General features: G+C 35.9%; 11 protein-coding genes. 6 read left to right on the plus strand and 5 right to left on the minus strand.

The window, feature by feature from the left end; all coding sequences use genetic code 11:
* Positions 1 to 20 precede the first annotated feature (20 nt).
* Both CJ263_RS05565 and CJ263_RS05570 read right to left on the minus strand, forming a co-directional pair.
* Positions 21 to 359: a plasmid mobilization protein gene (locus CJ263_RS05565; RefSeq protein ID WP_094996351.1), complete on the minus strand. Its 339-nt coding sequence runs from the start codon at positions 357 to 359 to the stop codon at positions 21 to 23.
* A gap of 139 nt (positions 360 to 498) precedes the next feature.
* Positions 499 to 789 (minus strand): helix-turn-helix domain-containing protein, encoded by a 291-nt coding sequence (locus tag CJ263_RS05570; protein ID WP_094996352.1) that lies wholly within the window; start codon positions 787 to 789, stop codon positions 499 to 501.
* 974 nt (positions 790 to 1,763) lie between these two features.
* Between CJ263_RS05570 and CJ263_RS05580 the strand changes: the two genes are divergently transcribed.
* On the plus strand, positions 1,764 to 2,750 hold the full coding sequence (locus CJ263_RS05580) for a type I restriction enzyme HsdR N-terminal domain-containing protein (RefSeq protein ID WP_094996354.1): 987 nt from the start codon (positions 1,764 to 1,766) through the stop codon (positions 2,748 to 2,750).
* Positions 2,751 to 2,886: 136 nt separating this feature from the next.
* On the opposite strand, the gene CJ263_RS05585 is transcribed toward CJ263_RS05580, so the two are convergent.
* Complete coding sequence (locus CJ263_RS05585; protein ID WP_094996355.1) at positions 2,887 to 3,858, minus strand: IS110 family RNA-guided transposase; 972 nt, start codon at positions 3,856 to 3,858, stop codon at positions 2,887 to 2,889.
* A 359-nt stretch (positions 3,859 to 4,217) separates the two neighbouring features.
* On the opposite strand from CJ263_RS05585, the gene CJ263_RS05590 reads away from it, so the two are divergent.
* Together CJ263_RS05590 and CJ263_RS05595 are read left to right on the plus strand one after the other, a co-directional pair.
* Positions 4,218 to 5,015 carry an Rcat domain-containing protein gene (locus CJ263_RS05590; RefSeq protein ID WP_094996356.1) on the plus strand — a complete coding sequence of 266 codons (798 nt, stop codon included), beginning with the start codon at positions 4,218 to 4,220 and terminating at the stop codon, positions 5,013 to 5,015.
* 44 nt (positions 5,016 to 5,059) lie between these two features.
* Positions 5,060 to 5,947 (plus strand): glycerol kinase, encoded by an 888-nt coding sequence (locus tag CJ263_RS05595; RefSeq protein ID WP_094996357.1) that lies wholly within the window; start codon positions 5,060 to 5,062, stop codon positions 5,945 to 5,947.
* Positions 5,948 to 6,076: 129 nt separating this feature from the next.
* Here the strand turns inward: CJ263_RS05595 and CJ263_RS05600 are convergent, their stop codons facing one another.
* Positions 6,077 to 7,048, minus strand: coding sequence for an IS110 family RNA-guided transposase (locus tag CJ263_RS05600; RefSeq protein ID WP_094996355.1), 972 nt, complete (start codon positions 7,046 to 7,048; stop codon positions 6,077 to 6,079).
* 566 nt (positions 7,049 to 7,614) lie between these two features.
* Here CJ263_RS05600 and CJ263_RS05610 point away from each other — a divergent pair.
* Entirely contained in the window at positions 7,615 to 9,510 is a 1,896-nt protein-coding gene (locus tag CJ263_RS05610) for a phospholipase D-like domain-containing protein (protein ID WP_094996359.1), read from the plus strand.
* A gap of 340 nt (positions 9,511 to 9,850) precedes the next feature.
* Positions 9,851 to 10,978: a Fic family protein gene (locus CJ263_RS05615; RefSeq protein ID WP_094996360.1), complete on the plus strand. Its 1,128-nt coding sequence runs from the start codon at positions 9,851 to 9,853 to the stop codon at positions 10,976 to 10,978.
* A 30-nt stretch (positions 10,979 to 11,008) separates the two neighbouring features.
* Here the strand turns inward: CJ263_RS05615 and CJ263_RS05620 are convergent, their stop codons facing one another.
* A complete protein-coding gene (locus tag CJ263_RS05620) occupies positions 11,009 to 12,271 on the minus strand; it encodes a site-specific integrase (protein ID WP_094996361.1) in 1,263 nt (420 codons plus the stop codon).
* Between the two features lie 352 nt (positions 12,272 to 12,623).
* On the opposite strand from CJ263_RS05620, the gene CJ263_RS05625 reads away from it, so the two are divergent.
* Positions 12,624 to 16,232, plus strand: coding sequence for a sensor histidine kinase (locus tag CJ263_RS05625; RefSeq protein ID WP_094996362.1), 3,609 nt, complete (start codon positions 12,624 to 12,626; stop codon positions 16,230 to 16,232).
* Positions 16,233 to 16,238 lie beyond the last annotated feature (6 nt).

The following is a 16,238-nucleotide window of genomic DNA, read 5'->3' on the forward strand; positions in this document are numbered from 1 at the left end:
TTAATCAAACTGTTTTGACTTTATTTTACCATAATTTGTTTTACATCGGAAAGCACCCTTTGTAATTCCACAAGTTGTTCCGTCAATTTTTCGGGTTGGTTCTGCCCTAAATGAACTTTCATGGCCAACTGGTTAATATTGTTACCTATCCTACTCAACTCAACAAAAATTTTTCTTTCATAAGGAGAGACCTTATATCTAGGCAAAGGTTTTCCGGTAATTTTTTTCCGGATATAATCAGCGATTGAAAGTCCGTAAGATTCTGCATTATGAGCTACAATGAGATAATTATCTACTGTAGTTCTAAAACTGATATGAATTGCTTTAAGCTCTCTAATTTCTTTTTTTGGCCGTGCCATAATTTTAGGAATTGAGGAGTATCTTCAACAAGCTTGCGAACAAAGTGAGCAGTTTTTGTATACAAAAACACAACTTGCTTCGTGACCTCCGATTAATAAAATCCATTTTTTATTTTGACTTTGGATCATCAATCTGTTTCTAAGAAGAAATACCCCTTAACCGATCGATAAGCTCGTTGATGTCATTGGGATGAAATAGAACACGTCCGCCAATAGGTATCTTTTTGAGCAACCCTTTTTCCATCCAGGAATAGATGGTCGGCCTGGTCACTTTAAATTTCTTGACCAAATCGGCAATAGTCAACATTTCATTTTCAGTTTGATTTCCATTATCCTTATCCTCCAGTTTTGGAGCTAGATTGTTTTTGAGAGATTCTACAGGAACGTACTCCTTTAATCCATCGTCGTCCATGATAAATATGCGCTTCATAGTACTGGTATTTGTTGATTTACTTTATTGAACAAACCTAGCAACATTGAACAGCATTTAACTCGTTTGCCGTACATCGGTTCGTGTATGGCAAATCAAGAAGAATTCAAAATAAATTTGCAAAGGAATTGAGGTTAAATCCAAAATAGTGATGGTAAGCCTCCTGAGGCTTACCATCACTATTCGATTCTTTTGAGGGTGTTGCCAAAAACGATGTTTTTGGCAACTACCGTAGGGTTATGGGTAGGGAGAAAAAAAAATTCAGTTTACGCTGACACTCGGACAAACCCTGATTTTGGTCTTCTTTCTCCCTTTCCACAAATATTTTACAGAAATTTCAAGCTATTTTAAATACATGTATGATCATACAATTGTATATATCATTAAATATTTATTTGCTTAAAGCCTGATAAGAGTTCTCCTGAAGTGTCAACTAAGATCTTGTTTAATAATGTCCAACCTGTAAGAACCGTTTTATTGAATTTTCAGATTATGGTTTTTGGGTATGCAAGGATGAGTACCATGGAACAAAGTTTGGACCTTAACTTGGATGCATTGCTATAATTTAACAGTTAAGTATAAAATAACTTGCCAAATTTGGGTTATGACAATTCACAACAAAAAGTAGACAATAACTCCGTCTCGAGCATTTAACATATCTTTAAAACGGCTACTTTAGATAATCAACCGTTGGGGGAAAATGCCTGCGGCCGCTCGGCCGGCACCGCTTGCGGCACCTCTCCCCGAGCTATTTTCCCCCAAAGGCCACGCAGTACGACCGCTATTCGCTATATTTATCCGTAACAAACCTAAATTGGCCTTCGCGCCGCAGAGGAAAAATGTGCACTTTCCCCAACTCGCGGCTATAGCGAATATGCGTCTAATGGCTCCCCGTAGCTCTTGCCCCGCTTAGCGGGTCAACGCTACTCGCCATAGCCGCGTGGCCTTTGGCAACAAGCTGAAAACAACCGAGAATGAACAAAGAAAAATGGAATGAAATATGTTATTTGTTATCTGAAAAGAACTTTCCTTCGGATTTAAGCGAAACCGATTTTGGACAAAAAGTAATCCAAGCCCTTCGAATTTTGGACTGGAAAGAATACAAGGGCGAAATCGAAAAAGAACATTCACTTCAATTTGGTTCGGTAAATAAATTAAGACCTGACTTTATCATAAAATTGGATAATTCGAGATTATTCGTAATCGAAATTAAACTACCAAGCATTCCAATTAATTCGACCTTTCAACGTCAGTTGTTTTCTTATATGCGACAACTAAAACTCGATTATGGAATTTTAATCGGACAAGCAATTCAAATTTTTTACGATGGCAATTTAATCAATCAAGATGACCCGATTTTATTGGAAACCATCCAATTTACAGAGGACAGTGAAAAAGGACAAAAATTTGTGGAACTGTTCAGCAAAGAAAGTTATAGCACTGAATTATTAAAATTGTTTACCCTTAACGCACTTAAAAAAATAAACCGCAAAGAGGAACACAAAAAATTGACCGAAAAAATTCTGTCAGAATCTTATCAAGAAAAAATGGCGGAATTAATAAAGCAGGATTTTTTGAGCGAATATGACGGAGAATTGATTGAGTCCGTTCTTAAAGAATTAAAAGTCGAGATTAAAAGCAAAAAAACGGAAACGCCTCAATCTGACCTGCCTAAAAAGCAATATTCTGAACCGAGAATTATTGACTACTCGAACGGAATTTTACCAATCGAATTAAATCCATCTTCTGAATCGGATTTTAAGCGCAGACTTTTATTGACAAAAACAGCTTACATAACAACTTTCTACAAAAATGGAACTTCTAAACAAAAAGTTTGGAATGCTCACAGATTTAGAGAAACGTCTGGTGTTTTAGGAAATTTAAGGTCAAGACCAGAATTTAGAAATGGAAAATGGCAAAAACTCGGAATTGAAAAAGTTTATGTATCAATTGACAGATAAAAATATAAAAAAGCCAGTTGCCAACAAAGAACTGAGCTAAAAAACAACTCTTTTCCGCATTAAATTTGAAACATAGTTATCCTCTACCACAACCCATAGGTAAGGATTATGGTCAAAAAAATCATTTACTTTCATTCTACCTTCTAGTCAGAACAGAGACAAAACCCTCATCATAGGGCAATCCGGATCTGGCGATTGCAAAACTCTGTTTAAGAAGCTTGTTGGCTACAGCTATCAATGCCAGTTTCTTGCTCTTCCCCTTGTTCACGATTCGCTCATATACCTCCTTACATGCCTTGTTGTGCTTGCAGGCGGTAAAGGAACATAGGAACAAAAGATTACGTAGCTTTCTATTGCCCACTTTGCTTATCCGTGCACGACCTCTAACGCTGCTCCCCGATTCTCTGATCGTTGGGGTAATTCCGACATAACTACAGAGCTGTGATGCATTCTCGAACTTGGAAAAACCATCCGTCACAACTATCAAGAACAATGCGGTCTTTTGACCTATTCCCGGTATACTGGTGATTAAGGTCAATTGCTCTTGTTGGTCTTCTTTTACCAAGGAAAGGATTTTTGATTCGATGGCTATCACCTCCTTATCAAGCTGCTTCTTGTTACGCACCAAGGAACGATGGACAAACTTTGAGGGAATACCCAGAACAGCTTCTCCATGTATCTTGTTCTTAGTTGCGGTACGTTGTTTTAAATAGGTGTCCAATAACCGGAACAACTGTAAACATTCACTCTGGGTATCCGTCAAGGAATTGTAGAGTGGAACATCATTGGACAAAGCGTATTCACAAATAGCCTTTGCATCACTTTTGTCCGTCTTTACCTTGGCCAGTTTCATTTGTATGAAACGCTTTATGGACAATGGATTTACAACAGAAACGATTACTCCGTTTTTGTAAAGAAACTGTGCAAGTCTATAATGATAATAACCGGTAGCTTCCATAACCACCAATGAACCTTGGGGCAATTCCTTAAGGTATTTCCTGAATCCCGTTTCATCGTTCTTATACTGGCTGTGACCAATGTTACTACCATGTACATCAAAGACATCCTTACTGATGTCGACTCCAAAAGTTTCTTTATATTTATTCATAACGAATGTTTTATGAAAGAACTGGCTACTTCTGCTCACAACAACTTGAAAACGAGATCTAGGTCTCACAGAACTGAACGTGATTTAAGTAGTAAAAGAGAGAGGATTATCAATGTTGTCGAAGTCTAAAGCTTCACCGTGTATAGTAACCTTAATTCTCTCTTTTGTTCTTTCTGATTTATACAATCAATTTATAGAGAATCAAACTTAAGACGTATATAAGCCATTGCTTGGTCAGAGCTTATTTGGAAAATCCTGTCGGATTTTCCAACTTGGTTTTGTACTTGGAATGGTTCGGGAAATCCCACGCAACGGCTCATATACAAACACGTTGGGCTTAATTAAAAAACAGATAAAACATGAAACCAATTGAAAAGATAAAAGAGTTAATACAAACTGTAAAAATTCATCTTGGAAACGAAAATCTTCACGATGATGTTAGCTACACAGCCTTTTGGCTCGGTCTTTTGCCTATTCCTGGATTTCAACAGTGTAATCAGGTTATAGATAGAATTGCATCCAACAAAGCTCTCAAGATAAGGTTAGACGACATTTGGTCTGAAATAAACTCAACGAACGATAAAATTTCAACTATTGAAGATGACATTGAAAAACTTCAGGAAATTGGTGGAACAGTTAATTATAATAACTCACTAAAAGAACAAGTAGAATCTATTATAGATGAGATTATTGGTGAGTTAAAATCTGATACTGAAACCGAGTGGATTATGGAAACCGAAAATTGGAGTTATCAAGAAGTTTTAAACTCATTTGTTGAAGCTGACTTTGCTGCTATAATTGCTAAAAACAATAGCACAAATGTTGTTGAGAATACGGAAATTAAAGCGAAGAAAACCCATCTTCACGCAAAAGACAATAGTAAAAACTTTATAGATAAGACTAGATTTTCTAGCTCTGAAGGAAGTGTAGGAATGGATGGAATAACCACACAAGGAGATATTACTGTTCAAGGAAGTGGTATAGGATTAGGTGCAGGTAGTGCTCTTATATTTGGTGGAAACCCAAATTTAGTTTCTGGTAATTGTCCATTCTGCAATACAAAGATTCAAGTTGACAAACGGCAATTAACAGGATATACATCTGTTCGTTGCCCGAACCCAACTTGTGGAAGAACTATGAATTTTACAATTAATTAAAACTAAGCCCAACCGTTGGGCAACATATAAACAACCAGAACTGAATGGAAAAAATTAGTACTACCAAACTTTCAAAAAATTTAGAAATTTCAAGTCGAGAACTTTTCGACAACTTGGTTGAAAAAAAATTAATTTACAGAAAAGACGACCAGTGGAATCTGACAAAAAAAGGTCAGGAATTCGGAGGAGAAACAGTCTTTAATAAAAAATATGGGGAATTTATAGTTTGGCCATCCGACTTTAACCCAATTAACCTTCAAGAAAATACACGCCAGGAATTAGTAAATGCAACAACAGTTGGCAAAAACTTTGATTTATCATCACAACGAATAAATTTAGTTTTCGCAGAAATTGGTTGGACAGAAAAAGCAATAAAAGGTTGGTCAGTTACATCATTAGGAAGAAAAGTAGGAGGAGTTCAATTCGAGCATCCTTCAGGAGGAACTTATGTAATGTGGCCAAAGGAAATTATTAGTAATAAATCACTTTTACGTTCAATAAATAATAAAGATTCAAACGAACCTGAAACCATAATCAATAACCAAGCAGATTCTGAACTAAATGATTTTAGGACTAAGTTTCCAGCAAATTTAAGAACTAAAGACGGGCACCAAGTTAGGTCAAGAGCAGAAGTTATAATTGACAATGCACTTTACGATTATGGTTTAGCACACGCTTATGAAAGAAAACTACCGATTGAAGAAGATGTTTACTCGGACTTTTATATTCCTTCAAAAAATGGAGGAAAAGCAGTTTACATCGAGTTTTGGGGACTTGAAAATGATCCTAAATATTCCAAACGAAAAGAAATCAAAAAAGAAATTTATTCAAAATACGACTTGAATTTAATTGAGCTAAGTGACAAACACATTGAAAATTTAGATGACCACTTACCGAGGATGTTGCTGAAATTTGAAATAAAAGTGGAATAAAAAAATACGTTGTCCAACAAAGAACTGAGCTAAAAAACAACTCTTTTCCGCATTAAATTTGAAACATAGTTATCCTCTACCACAACCCATAGGTAAGGATTATGGTCAAAAAAATCATTTACTTTCATTCTACCTTCTAGTCAGAACAGAGACAAAACCCTCATCATAGGGCAATCCGGATCTGGCGATTGCAAAACTCTGTTTAAGAAGCTTGTTGGCTACAGCTATCAATGCCAGTTTCTTGCTCTTCCCCTTGTTCACGATTCGCTCATATACCTCCTTACATGCCTTGTTGTGCTTGCAGGCGGTAAAGGAACATAGGAACAAAAGATTACGTAGCTTTCTATTGCCCACTTTGCTTATCCGTGCACGACCTCTAACGCTGCTCCCCGATTCTCTGATCGTTGGGGTAATTCCGACATAACTACAGAGCTGTGATGCATTCTCGAACTTGGAAAAACCATCCGTCACAACTATCAAGAACAATGCGGTCTTTTGACCTATTCCCGGTATACTGGTGATTAAGGTCAATTGCTCTTGTTGGTCTTCTTTTACCAAGGAAAGGATTTTTGATTCGATGGCTATCACCTCCTTATCAAGCTGCTTCTTGTTACGCACCAAGGAACGATGGACAAACTTTGAGGGAATACCCAGAACAGCTTCTCCATGTATCTTGTTCTTAGTTGCGGTACGTTGTTTTAAATAGGTGTCCAATAACCGGAACAACTGTAAACATTCACTCTGGGTATCCGTCAAGGAATTGTAGAGTGGAACATCATTGGACAAAGCGTATTCACAAATAGCCTTTGCATCACTTTTGTCCGTCTTTACCTTGGCCAGTTTCATTTGTATGAAACGCTTTATGGACAATGGATTTACAACAGAAACGATTACTCCGTTTTTGTAAAGAAACTGTGCAAGTCTATAATGATAATAACCGGTAGCTTCCATAACCACCAATGAACCTTGGGGCAATTCCTTAAGGTATTTCCTGAATCCCGTTTCATCGTTCTTATACTGGCTGTGACCAATGTTACTACCATGTACATCAAAGACATCCTTACTGATGTCGACTCCAAAAGTTTCTTTATATTTATTCATAACGAATGTTTTATGAAAGAACTGGCTACTTCTGCTCACAACAACTTGAAAACGAGATCTAGGTCTCACAGAACTGAACGTGATTTAAGTAGTAAAAGAGAGAGGATTATCAATGTTGTCGAAGTCTAAAGCTTCACCGTGTATAGTAACCTTAATTCTCTCTTTTGTTCTTTCTGATTTATACAATCAATTTATAGAGAATCAAACTTAAGCCGTATATAAAAAATTGCTGGTATTAGGCTAAACCAAAGTTAGTTGCAATTTTCCATACACTAACCGTTGGGGAAAAATGCCGGCCGCCGCTCGGCCAGTATCGCAAGCGGCACCTCTCCCCGTGCTATTTTCCCCCAAAGGCCACGCAGTACGACTGCTTATTCCCTATATTTATCCGAAACAAACCAAAATTGGCCCGCGCGCCGCATTGGAAAAACGGGCACTTTTCCCAACTAGCGGCTATAGCGAATAAGCGCCTAATGGCTCCCAGAAGCTCTTGCCCTGCATAGCGGGTCAACGCTACTCGCCATAGCCACGTGGCCTTTTGCAAATATTAAAACCAAACTACATAAATGCCTACTAAAGTTCATTTCGAGAATATTAAAAACATACTCTTAGATGAAATTAATTGTACAAATTTCAAAATAGATGTTGCAGTAGCTTGGATTACAGAACCTGATATAATCAAAGCTCTTGAAAGCTTATTAAACCAAGAAATTTCCGTCCGCATCATTGCATTTGATGACAAAATCAACAATACAGATGCATTAAAAAAATTATACTATAAAGGAGCAGAAATAAAATTGAGTAAAGGACTAATGCATAACAAATTTTGCATTATCGACTCAAAAACAGTCATATCAGGCTCTTTCAATTGGACAAGAAATGCTTCAAGAAATGATGAGAATATTACCATAAACAAAAACGAAATAGATTTAGTTAAAGATTACAGTCAAGAGTTTCTAAATCTTTGGAGAAAATGTCCCAATATTGAAGATAAACTGAAAATTAACAAATATCATATAAATGATATAGAATCAGAATTCAACAACACAGTTTGGAGCCTGAAACAGAATAATTTTCCTTTTTTCTATTTTGTGGACGCAGAACGAAAAGGCAGGCAATTTACATACAACAAATATGGATATCTTGAAAAAGGTTATTATTTAATCAAATCACTCAATGAATTAGAAAACGATTTTAAATATCTTTTTTATATCGAAAACGGCTTTGACTTACGAGAACTGAAAAGGAAAACCGATTTAGAGTTTCAATTCAACCTAAATCATTATACAGATATTTATCCTTTCTCTAATGACGAAAAAGTTGTTGAACTTAAGAAGAACATCTTTGCCCTTAAAAAGCTGAGTACAAAATATCATTGGGGTCAAAAATTCAGTTTTGACCAATATGGTGAGATAGTTAACGAATCAATTGTTATTGCAATACTCAAAAAAAATAGACTTTTAATAAGTGAAAACAAAAAATATCAAATAATATTCGAGAACGGAAAAAAAATAGATTTTCAAGCCAATCAAAGAGATGGGAGTATAAATTTCACTGAAAAAAGTTACTTCATAGGTTCAGAGTCAAAAGTAATAGACAATCAATTTTTTTGTGCAAGAGTGTTAGTCGATAAAGAAAATAACTTTAGTCGTAGTGCTCTTTATAATTCTGACGGACAAAGTTTAACAAGACCAATTTTTAAATATTCTGACTATAATTTCATAAAAGACGAAAACAAATACGTTTTTAAAGAATACCCTGTAGCTTATAGTTCGGGAAACTATATAAAGCACTTGGCAAATAACTCAAGTCCATTATGGGTTCATAAAGAAATAATACTTGACCTAAAAAAAATGAAAATTTTCAAATATGGAGAACCTATAATTGAGGGGTTTAATATTCCAAATAGAATGAGAATTGGAATGAGTAATGATTCTGTTTTAAGATTCGCCAGTGATAAAAAATATGGTTTATTTTGTCTTGCTATGTTCATAGTAAAAAGTGATTTAAAGGTTAAAGACTTTAATCAAGCTACATTAGAATTTGTAGACAAAACTTCTTCATTAATAAATGACAGTGAAAAAATTGCTGTAGCAAAAAAGATTATTTCAAAATTCACACTTATTTATAAACAGGAACAAGAAAAATTTGAAGCAATTAAAAAAGATGCTGAACGAATTGCGAATTTGAATAAGGAATCAGATTCGTGTTTTATAGCCACAAGAGTTTATGGTCATTTAGAACATCCTCATACCATGGAATTTAGAAAATTCCGTGACAAAGTTTTAGTAAAAAATTTAATTGGACAAAATTTCATTAAATACTATTATTACTTAAGCCCAAAATATGTTGATTTTTTAGATGACAAGCCAATACTCTTGAAATTAACGAAAGAAATACTAGAAATGATAAGAAAAAGAATTGTTGTAAAATTTATAAATCAAAGAAATAACATTTGCTAACATTGTATAAAAGTAATAGCGGTTTAATCGCTTAATCAAAACAAAATGAATAAATTAGAGGTCATTATTAAACTGAAAAATTAGCACATAAATCCGCTACTTTTCATATAAAAGACCGTTGTACGCAAGCTGGATAGGACGGTCAATGTATTCCACCTACGGCGGATGAAAGTGAGCAGTGCAAACCAAATGCACGAGATTGTCAAAAGTTCAAATAATCCATTTTTAGTGGTTCTCAGTTTACCCGGCTCACCCACATCACCTGTTTTGGGCTATAAAAAATTAATTTATAGCTCATAATTTTACTATTTTTGAGCTATAAAAATTAATTATTTGGCTCATGACAGCTTTTAAATGGAACTGGCAACAAAAGGACTGGCCCAATTTCAGATATGATGAGGCAGCTTTGGAGCACCTGGAATATCAGTTTGTCCAAACTAGTGGAGTAGCTCTTGGTTCAATTAAACATATTGATGAGGAAGACAAAAATGAGCTTTTAATTGAAGTTTTGTCGGATGAAGCTCTTACTACATCGGCAATTGAAGGGGAATATCTTGACCGTGGGAGTATTCAGGAATCCATCAAAAAAAACTTAGGACTTGAAACGGAAAGAAAGAAACTTCCCCAAGCTGAATATGGAATATCTGAAATGATGGTCAATCTATATCGTACATATGCAGTACCATTGACCCATGAACAACTTTTTGAGTGGCATCAGATGCTCGCCAATGGCAGAAGGGATTTAGTGGATATTGGAAGATATCGGACCCATGAAGATCCTATGCAAGTTGTTTCAGGACGCCTCGACAAACCGACGGTACATTATGAGGCACCTCCTTCATCACAAATGACGAATGAAATGGAAGCTTATGTTCGTTGGTTCAACGAAACCCACACGACAAACAAATCCAAAATGCTTCCATTGGCCAAGTCAGGATTGGCACATTTTTACTTTTTGGCCATCCACCCCTTTGAAGACGGAAATGGACGTATTGCTAGAGGGATTTCAGAAAAATCGATTTCCATGGATTTGGGCAGACCAGCACTTATATCCCTATCACAGACCATTGAGTCCAATAAAAAAGAATACTATTCTTCCATAGAAGCCCATAATTTCAAACTAGACCTTACTGAATTCCTACTATACTTTGGGGAAACTATACTTGCAGCACAACAACACACCATCAAAACCATTGACTTTTTGATTCAAAAAGCCAGATTTTTTGATCAATACTCCCGTTTGATGAACGAACGCCAGCTAAAAGTAGTCCAATGTATGTTCAAAGCAGGATATAAGGGATTTAAAGGAGGGCTTAGTGCAGACAATTATATTCGTATAGCCCAAACATCTGCATCAACGGCCACACGTGATTTAAAGGATTTGGTCAACAAATCCATATTAGTCAAATCTGGTGAACTCAAAAGCACCCGGTACTCACTAAACCTAAAGTTCAAAAACGAAGTTTGATTTTATTTGACAATCATACACGTTTTCGTTTTATGAAATACCCCAGGCCTCTTTCAATTTTTGAGCGGCCTCATAGTTTGAAATTTTGAGATAACGACGGAAAGCCTTTTCTGATTTATGACCGGAAATCTTCATGATGAGTTGCACATCAATACCATTTAGGTAAGCATTGGTGCAAAAAGAACGTCTACAGGTATGGGAACTTATCAATTTATATTTCTCCAAAAGTTGTGCTTCTTTAATTGTTCCTCGTTTATGTTCAATTTCTACTTTTTGGTGAAGCTTGGCTGAATCCCCAAGTTCCTTTATACGCCTATTGAAAGTGAATGAATCAATATCTGGGGCATATCCATCATATTTTCTCAAAATACTCTTGACTTGGGAACGAAGTGGCACTACAATTCGGCCAGAAGTCTTCTTTTGTCGGATATTCAAAAACCCATTATCATCCAAATACTCAGGTCGAATCCTTGAAATATCAGAAAACCGAAGCCCTGTCAAACACCCAATTACAAAGAAGTCTTTTACTTTCCCCAATTCTTCATCGGCTTTACAATCTACGGCTGCAATAGCCTGAATTTCATCATCGGACAAATAGATGTGATCCACTTCTTCTTGGACTACCTTGAATGCCGAAAGATCTATGGGCTTTATACGGTTTCTGCGCATACGGTCGTTTAAGAAAGCCTTTAAGTTTTTAACCAACTTGCCTATGGTGTTGTTCTTCATTCCGACACCTCCATTTTTTAATGGCGCATGGTACGCTAGGTAATCCGTCCATTCTTGATAGAAATGAAAATCAAAGGCATTAAAATCGATGATGATCCCTGAAAATTCCTGGAAACCCTCCAAATGCTTTCTAAGTGAATTGTAATCCTTGATAACATCTTTGACCACCTTGCTCCTTTTGCTTTCCAGATAATGGTCAAATTCAGTAAAAAAGTCTTGGACAGGTTTTGAATTGATGGACGGTTCACCTTCTTCAAATTGTTTTTTGAACATTTTTTTTGAAAGTGGCCTGCCCTGATTTCGATGGCTGGAAACAATTTGATTGGCCAAGCTGTCCATTTGGGTAAGTTGAACAAATTCAGAACCCACTTCCTTTGATTTTTTAAGAAACGATTTATCCTTGTTCCAATACTTCATTGCAATTTCAATTCCTGTATCGATTTGGATTCTTACATGACGATTTTCATAGTATCTCAACTTGATACTATGGGTGCCATTTTTGTTTGGTGATTCTGAAATATAAAAATTGTAATTATACATTTGCGTGCTGCATTCGTGCTGCATTTTTCATGAAAAGTAGTGTTTTATGATGTAAAATAAAAATCAATATACATTTAATTAATTGATTACCAGTAAAATAATGTATGTTAATGAAATGTTAAAAATGCAGGGCAGCATCCCGTCCAGACCGCTAAAAGCCTTCAAGTCATTGAAGGCTTTTTTGTTTTTTGATATTTTTTACAGTCTCTAAAAAACTAAACTTCCAAAAGTAACTTCTCCCATTTTTAATACAGGTTATATTTTAGTTATCTTGTAATATCTATACAACCAACCACTTAGAATATTGTACAACTGTAAAAATCATAGTAATCCACTTTTATCCAATTTTTTTCATGTAGTTTTTTTAATCTCGTTTTTGGTACTGAATACTATTGAAGCTCAAGATTTGGTCCTGGCACATGACAGGTTTTCATTTAATGAGCTTACGGTAGATGATGGACTATCACAGAACAGTGTTATAAGCATTGCGCAAGACACTACGGGATTTTTATGGTTTGCTACACAGGATGGCTTAAATCGTTATGACGGTAGGGAGTTTCAAATAGTCAATGAGCAATTTGAAGATGTTACCCGGCCTAGCTATAGCAAATTAGGAAAAGTGTATATAGACCATGAAAATAATTTTTGGGCCATTACCAATCCTGGAACCTTAAAGTTTTATGATAGGAACAAGGGACAATTCCATAGTATAAAGTCTATTGATAGCGCTAGTGTAATAACCCAAGATCTTGACAAAAATATCTATATAGGCACTTACGGTAAGGGTCTCTTTAAAATAAACAATACTAACCGCGATACCATACAGGTATTAAATAAATCCAATAGTATTCTAAGAATCTATGATCTCCTGGAATGGCAGGACCATATTTGGATTGCTGGCTCCGGAGGTGTATATAGTTATGAACCCAAGAATAATCGCTTGGACACAATCTTGAAAGTGTCCAATATCAATTTCAGTTCTTTGGCACAAAAGAAAAATAATATATATGTGGGGAGTTACCAAAAAGGTCTTTTTATAGCTTCTGCACAGGAAAAAAAACTGAAATTGTTCAAGGGCTTTTCTCAAGAAAAATTCCCCACAAGTATAGTAATCCTTGATTTAATGATGGACAGTTATGACAGGCTTTGGGTAGCAACCTACGGCCAAGGTTTATACATCATTGATTTTCCTTCTGAGAAAATAAAACATTTTACCGCTGACAAAAATAATCCCCATACCATTAATTATAATGATATTTTATCACTTTTTCAGGATTCATCGGGTACTATTTGGCTGGGCTCAGATGGTGCCGGCCTTAGTTATTATGATGAATATCTAAGCAAGTTCAATTCTTTGACCAACGAACAGCTGCCCCTAAACATTAATGTAGATATCATAAGGTCAATAGCCAAGGAAAATAATAATGTTTGGTTGGGAACTTCGGGCAAAGGCCTTACTAGAATAAATCTGAAAACGCTGAAAGGCACCACCATAAAACCCGGCGCCTCTAATTTAAAGGGAAATAGAATTATGTCCCTACTTTATGACGGACAGACACTTTGGATAGGTCACCAAGAACATGGTTTACAGAAAATGGATTCCAATGGTATTATTACCGATATTAAAGAAATTGACAACCTCACCATTTGGAAAATTTTAAAAGCATCGGAAAGTCAATTATGGCTTTGCACCCGTAATCATGGTTTAATACGCTATGACAAGGAAAAAGGTATACTAGCCCATTATAATTCTAAAAACTCTTCTCTAAATGCCGATAACATCCGTACTATTGAACCAGGAAATAGTAATTCCTATTGGATAGGAACAGAATTAAACGGACTTTTTTTATTAGACACGGAAACTGATAAGATCAAACAAATAAAATCTATCCCCGACAAAATCAAATCATTATATTATGATGGTAAAACACTATGGATCGGAACTAATGGAAACGGACTAAAATGCTATGACCCAACAACCGGAAATACACTTCATTTTACTACACAAAATGGCCTGGCGAATAATGTAATTTACGGTATTTTACCCGATGGGGAGAATAATTTATGGTTGAGTTCCAATAAAGGCATTACTAAATTTTCTCATAAAAAGGGCAGGGCCTCTATTGAAAATTATGGAAATTATAACGGTTTACAGTCTTACGAATTCAATACCGGAGCCTATTTTAGGGATAAAGAGGGGACCCTTTATTTTGGGGGGCTAGAAGGATTAAATTGGTTTAAGCCAGAACAGATTCATTTTAATCCATTTAAGCCCAATACTGTAATTACCCAAGTTAAGGTATTTGACGACGTCCGAAGTTTATCCGACGTTATTCCGTTAAAACACGTACAAAACACCATAGCTTTCAACTTTGCTTCGTTACAATTCTCCCAACCCAAACTGAATAAGTACAAATATCGATTACAAGGCCTCGATGAAGATTGGATTTTTTCCGGTAATAAAAATGAGGTCCGTTATACCAATCTTTCCCCTGGAAAGTACAAATTTGAAGTATTGTCAAGTAATTACGATGGTGTATGGGGAGAGTCACCTGCCGCTTATGATTTTGAAATAGAGCAACCTTGGCACATAACAAATATGGCCGTTGCCGTTTTCACTTCTTTTGTATTTCAGGGCTGTTTTATCGCAATCGGACTATTTATGTTGTTACTCTATCTTAGGTTGCATAGGCGCGATTATTTACTCTATGGAACCTATATCCTACTTTTTGCCACTTATTTCTTCCTACGTATAGACTTAGAGTTACAAACGGGTATTTTCACAAATAACCGAAATCTTTTTTACTACATTTTAACCCCGACCCTATTATTGGTAACAGGGATATTTATCCAATTCGTCAGCTCTTTCGCAGACATAAAAAGTTACAGCCCAAAGTTTTCTAGGGAACTTTATTGGTTCTCCATTGTTGTTTATATAATCGCGGCATTATCACTTTTATACTTACTTACTACCCAGGATTTTGGTTTGGTAAAAGACCGTCTCAACCTTTTTTTGCTGCCCTTGCACATATTCTCTATTTACGCGGTCATAAAGGCCTATATCATTGTAAAATCTACCTTAAGGTATTATATCATTTTGGGTAATTTCTTTTTGATTGCGTTTACCATGGTAGGTGTATACTTTGGTTCCAAGAATGCGTTCTCCGGTGGTGCAGAAGCTAACAATGTATTCGGTTTCTATAGTTTCAACATATCCCAAATGGGTGTATTTCTGGAACTAATCGTATTCTCCATGGGTTTGGGACATAAATTTTATAGTGTTGAGATGGAAAAAAACAAAATGCAAAAAATTGATGAATTAAAAACAAAGCTCTTTACGGACATATCGCATGAAATCAGAACACCTCTTTCCCTTGTTTCCGGGCCATTGGAAAACCAGTTGAACCGAAAAAATCTTACAGAAAAGGATATTAAAGAGCTTACAATGGCCAAAAACAATACGGATAGACTAACCGAACTTTTTTCTCAAATGACCGATCTATCATTGCTCGATTCCGGCCAGAGAACATTTAAGCTTACACAAGGAAACTTAAATTCGCAACTCGTACAATTATCGGAAACCTTTCAATATAAGGCTAATTCCAAAAAAATGACGCTGCGTACAACCATACAGGGATTACATAATTGCTGGTTTGACAAAGACATGATCGAGAAGATAGTGTCCAACTTACTTTCCAATGCCATTAAATATGCCCCTGAAAATAGTAGTGTACTTTTAGATGCCAAAGAAAAGGACAATGCTCTGTTATTAACCGTTGTTAATGTAACAAAAGGATCTAGCAATATGGACCTTTCCAAAATATTCAAAAGATTTTATCAGGACAACGACACCTCCGAAGGCATCGGCGTAGGCCTCGCATTGGTAAAGGAATTGGTAGAACTTGCCCAAGGAACCGTTACCGTAGGCACCATAGAAAACAATCAAATTCAATTTTCGGTAAACCTTCCCGTCAACCAAAGATAAATTATT

The sequence above is a fragment of the Maribacter cobaltidurans genome (assembly GCF_002269385.1).
Lineage (GTDB): Bacteria > Bacteroidota > Bacteroidia > Flavobacteriales > Flavobacteriaceae > Maribacter > Maribacter cobaltidurans.

Excerpts from the sequence above, each read along its gene's own strand:
- CJ263_RS05580 (WP_094996354.1), top strand. The coding sequence starts at position 1,764 with ATGAACAAAGAAAAATGGAATGAAATATGTTATTTGTTATCTGAAAAG.
- CJ263_RS05615 (WP_094996360.1), top strand. The coding sequence starts at position 9,851 with ATGACAGCTTTTAAATGGAACTGGCAACAAAAGGACTGGCCCAATTTC.
- CJ263_RS05565 (WP_094996351.1), bottom strand. The coding sequence starts at position 359 with ATGGCACGGCCAAAAAAAGAAATTAGAGAGCTTAAAGCAATTCATATC.
- CJ263_RS05590 (WP_094996356.1), top strand. The coding sequence starts at position 4,218 with ATGAAACCAATTGAAAAGATAAAAGAGTTAATACAAACTGTAAAAATT.
- CJ263_RS05585 (WP_094996355.1), bottom strand. The coding sequence starts at position 3,858 with ATGAATAAATATAAAGAAACTTTTGGAGTCGACATCAGTAAGGATGTC.
- CJ263_RS05600 (WP_094996355.1), bottom strand. The coding sequence starts at position 7,048 with ATGAATAAATATAAAGAAACTTTTGGAGTCGACATCAGTAAGGATGTC.
- CJ263_RS05610 (WP_094996359.1), top strand. The coding sequence starts at position 7,615 with ATGCCTACTAAAGTTCATTTCGAGAATATTAAAAACATACTCTTAGAT.
- CJ263_RS05620 (WP_094996361.1), bottom strand. The coding sequence starts at position 12,271 with ATGCAGCACGAATGCAGCACGCAAATGTATAATTACAATTTTTATATT.
- CJ263_RS05570 (WP_094996352.1), bottom strand. The coding sequence starts at position 789 with ATGAAGCGCATATTTATCATGGACGACGATGGATTAAAGGAGTACGTT.
- CJ263_RS05595 (WP_094996357.1), top strand. The coding sequence starts at position 5,060 with ATGGAAAAAATTAGTACTACCAAACTTTCAAAAAATTTAGAAATTTCA.